Origin of the sequence: Pseudomonas sp. NPDC089534, assembly GCF_044749305.1 — a bacterium.
Classification (GTDB): domain Bacteria; phylum Pseudomonadota; class Gammaproteobacteria; order Pseudomonadales; family Pseudomonadaceae; genus Aquipseudomonas; species Aquipseudomonas ekonensis.
In genome coordinates this window covers 1-4,213 of record NZ_JBIVHR010000182.1, presented here as the reverse complement: position 1 = coordinate 4,213, position 4,213 = coordinate 1, and the positions used below count along the sequence as shown (strand labels likewise).

Here is a 4,213-nt window from a genome sequence, read left to right as displayed (position 1 = left end):
CAGCCAGGGAAGCGGCTTCGGCAGCCAGTTGCAGCAGGCTCTTCTGGTCGACGTTCTTGATGACCGGCACCAGCAGGCCATCCGGGGTGTCGACGGCGAAGCCGATGTTCACGTATTTCTTGCGGATGATCGCCTTGCCGCTCGGGGCCAGCGAACTGTTGAAGTCCGGCAGTTCCTTGAGCAGGTGCGCGCAGGTCTTGAGCAGCAGCGGCAGGATGGTCAGCTTGACGCCGGCCTTCTCCGCAACGGCTTTCTGGGCGACGCGGAAGGCTTCCAGCTCGGTGATGTCCGCCGAGTCGAATTGCGTCACGTGCGGCACGTTCAGCCAGCTGCGGTGCAGGTTGGCGGCGCCGACCTGCATCAGGCGGGTCATCGGCACTTCTTCGATTTCGCCGAAGCGGCTGAAGTCCACGGCCGGAACCGGCGGAATGCCGGCGCCGCCGGTCGCGCCGGCAGCGGCGGCCGGTGCTTCCTTGGCCTTCTGCATCATGGCCTTGACGTAGACCTGCACGTCTTCCTTCAGGATGCGGCCGTGCGGACCGCTCGGGCTCACGGCGCTCAGCTCGACGCCGAACTCGCGGGCCAGCTGACGCACGGCAGGACCTGCGTGAACCTTGGCGCCCGGCTTGGCCGGTGCAGCGGCAGGTGCAGCCACAGGCGCGGCAGCGGCCGGTGCGGCGGCAACCGGGGCAGCGGCGGCCGGAGCCGGTGCAGCCGCCGGAGCCGGAGCGGCGGCAGGCGCAGCGCCCTTGACCTTCAGCTTCAGGATCAGGTCGCCGGTGCCGACTTCGTCATCCAGCTTGATGGAAATGCTTTCCACCACGCCGGCGGCAGGCGATGGAATCTCCATGCTCGCCTTGTCGGACTCCAGGGTGATCAGCGACTGGTCGGCTTCGACGCTGTCGCCGGCCTTGACCAGCACTTCGATGATCTTGGCCTTGCCGGCCGAGCCGATGTCCGGAACGTGGATGTCCTGAACGCTGTCGGCCACCGGCGCCGCAGGGGCGGCAGCGGGGGCAGGGGCGGCTGCGGCAGGCGCCGGGGCGGCTGCCTGGGCCGGAGCGGCGGCAGGGGCCGCAGCGCCCGCCACTTCCAGGTCCAGGATCAGGTCGCCGGTGCCGACTTCGTCGTTGAGCTTGACGCTGATGGCCTTGACCACGCCAGCGGCGGGCGACGGGATCTCCATGCTCGCCTTGTCGGACTCCAGGGTGATCAGCGACTGGTCGGCCTCGACCTTGTCGCCGACCTTGACCTGGATCTCGATGATCTGGGCCTTGCCCGACGAACCGATGTCCGGCACGTGCACTTTCTGCACCGAAGCGGCAGCGGGGGCTGCAGCTGCCGCCGGGGCGGCAGCCGGTGCAGCGGCTGGCGCGGCGGCCGGAGCGGCAGGGGCGGCGGCAGGCGCAGGGGCCGCAGCGGCGGCGCCCTCGACTTCCAGCTCCAGCAGCTCGTCGCCTTCCTTCAGGCGGTCGCCCAGCTTCACTTTCAGGCTTTTGATGACGCCGGCCTGGGGGGCCGCCACTTCCATGCTGGCCTTGTCCGATTCCAGGGTCAGGATGCTCTGGTCGGCTTCGATGCGGTCGCCGACCTTCACAAACAGTTCGATTACTTCACCTTCACCGCTGCCGATGTCAGGTACGCGAATGAGTTCGCTCACAGAGTTTCTCCTCAGCAGTCCAGTGGGTTGCGTTTTTCCGGGTCGATGCCGAACTTGACGATGGCCTCGGCCACCACCTTAGGTTCGATATCGCCGCGGTCAGCCAGGGCTTCCAGGGCTGCCAACACCACGAAATGACGGTCGACTTCGAAGAAATGACGCAGTTTCTTGCGGCTGTCGCTGCGGCCGTAGCCGTCGGTGCCCAGGACCTTGAATTCCTTGGACGGCACCCACTGACGGATCTGCTCGGCGAACAGCTTCATGTAGTCGGTGGAGGCGATGACCGGACCCTTGCGGCCGTTCAGGCACTCTTCGACGTAGCTCTTCTTCGGCTTCTGGCCCGGGTGCAGACGGTTGCTGCGCTCTACGGCCAGGCCGTCGCGACGCAGTTCGTTGAAGCTGGTGACGCTCCACACGTCGGCGCCGATGTTGAACTCTTCACGCAGGATCTTCGCCGCTTCGCGGACTTCGCGCAGGATGGTGCCGGAGCCCATCAGCTGAACGTGGTGCGCCGCTTCGCGGGTGTCTTCTTCCAGCAGGTACATGCCTTTCTTGATGCCTTCTTCGGCACCGGCCGGCATGGCTGGCTGCTGGTAGGACTCGTTCATCACGGTGATGTAGTAGAAGACGTCCTGTTGCTCTTCGGTCATCTTCTTCATGCCGTCCTGAATGATCACCGCCAGCTCGTAGACGTAGGTCGGATCGTAGGTGCGGCAGTTCGGGATGGTGGCGGCCAGCATGTGGCTGTGACCGTCTTCGTGCTGCAGGCCTTCACCGTTGAGGGTGGTGCGGCCGGCGGTGCCGCCGATCAGGAACCCGCGGGTGCGGCTGTCGCCGGCGGCCCAGGCCAGGTCGCCGATGCGCTGGAAGCCGAACATCGAGTAGAAGATGTAGAACGGCAGCATCGGCTGGTTGTGGCTGGAGTACGAAGTGCCGGCGGCGATGAAGGAGCTCATGGCGCCCGCTTCGTTGATGCCTTCCTCAAGGATCTGACCTTTCTGGTCTTCCTTGTAGAACATCACCTGATCCTTATCGACCGGCTCGTAGAGCTGACCGACGGACGAGTAGATGCCCAGCTGACGGAACATGCCTTCCATACCGAAGGTACGGGCTTCGTCCGGGATGATCGGCACGATGCGCGGGCCGATTTCCTTGTCCTTCACCAGTTGCGCGAGGATCCGCACGAACGCCATGGTGGTGGAAATTTCACGGTCGCCCGAGCCATCGAGGATGGCCTTGAGGGTGTCCAGGTCCGGGGTCGGCACGCTGAAGCTCTGCGCGCGGCGCTGCGGCACGAAACCGCCCAGCGCGGCGCGGCGCTCGGCCAGGTAGCGGGCTTCGGCGCTGCCTTCTTCCGGCTTGAAGAACGGCAGGTTTTCCAGGTCTTCGTCCTTGACCGGGATGTCGAAGCGGTCGCGGAACAGCTTCAGGCTGTCGACGTCGACCTTCTTGGTGTTGTGCGCGGTGTTCTTCGCTTCGCCGGCGCCGGTGCCATAACCTTTGATGGTCTTGGCCAGGACAACGGTCGGCTGGTCTTTGTGGTTGACCGCTTCGTGGTACGCCGCGTAGACCTTGTACGGGTCGTGGCCGCCACGGTTGAGCTTCCAGATCTCGTCGTCGGACAGGTCGGCGACCATGGCCTTGAGTTCAGGCGTGTTGAAGAAGTGCTCGCGGACGAACGCGCCGTCCTTGGCCTTGTAGTTCTGGTATTCGCCGTCGATGACTTCGTCCATGCGGCGCTGCAGGATGCCGTCGGTGTCCTTGGCCAGCAGCGGATCCCAGAAACGGCCCCAGATGACTTTGGTCACGTTCCATTGGGCGCCGCGGAACACGCCTTCGAGTTCCTGGATGATCTTGCCGTTGCCGCGGACCGGGCCGTCGAGGCGCTGCAGGTTGCAGTTGATGACGAAGATCAGGTTGTCCAGCTTCTCGCGGCCGGCCAGGGAGATCGCGCCCAGGGATTCCGGCTCGTCGCACTCGCCGTCGCCCAGGAAGCACCAGACTTTCTGCTTGCCCGGCTGGATGAAGCCGCGGTGCTCCAGGTACTTCATGAAGCGCGCCTGGTAGATCGCCTGGATCGGGCCCAGACCCATGGATACGGTCGGGAACTGCCAGAAGTCAGGCATCAGCCATGGGTGCGGGTAGGACGACAGGCCGTTGCCATCGACTTCCTGGCGGAAGTTGTTCATCTGGTCTTCGGTGATGCGGCCTTCCATGAACGCACGGGCGTAGACGCCCGGAGAGGTGTGGCCCTGGAAGTAGATCAGGTCGCCGCCGTGCTCGTCGGTCGGGGCCTGGAAGAAGTAGTTGAAGCCGATGTCGTACAGGGTCGCACTGGAGGCGAAGCTTGAGATGTGACCACCCAGGTCTGATTCTTTATGGTTAGTGCGCATTACCATGGCCATTGCGTTCCAGCGCACCAGCGAGCGAATGCGGCGTTCCATGAACAGGTCGCCAGGCATGCGAGCTTCGTGGGAGACTGGTATCGTTTTTCTGTAAGACGTGGTGATCGCTTAAATGAGCTGAGAGCCGCTGCTGGTCGCCAGTTCGACC

General features: G+C 64.5%; 1 protein-coding gene and 1 pseudogene. Both read right to left on the bottom strand.

The features are described from left to right. Nucleotides 1–1,660: biotin/lipoyl-containing protein (locus ACIP0B_RS28085; protein ID WP_400838384.1), on the bottom strand; the 1,660-nt coding region annotated here is incomplete at its 3' end. Nucleotides 1,661–1,671: 11 nt separating this feature from the next. Beyond that, nucleotides 1,672–4,213 (bottom strand): annotated as a pseudogene (gene aceE / locus ACIP0B_RS28080) (pyruvate dehydrogenase (acetyl-transferring), homodimeric type); the annotation flags it as partial.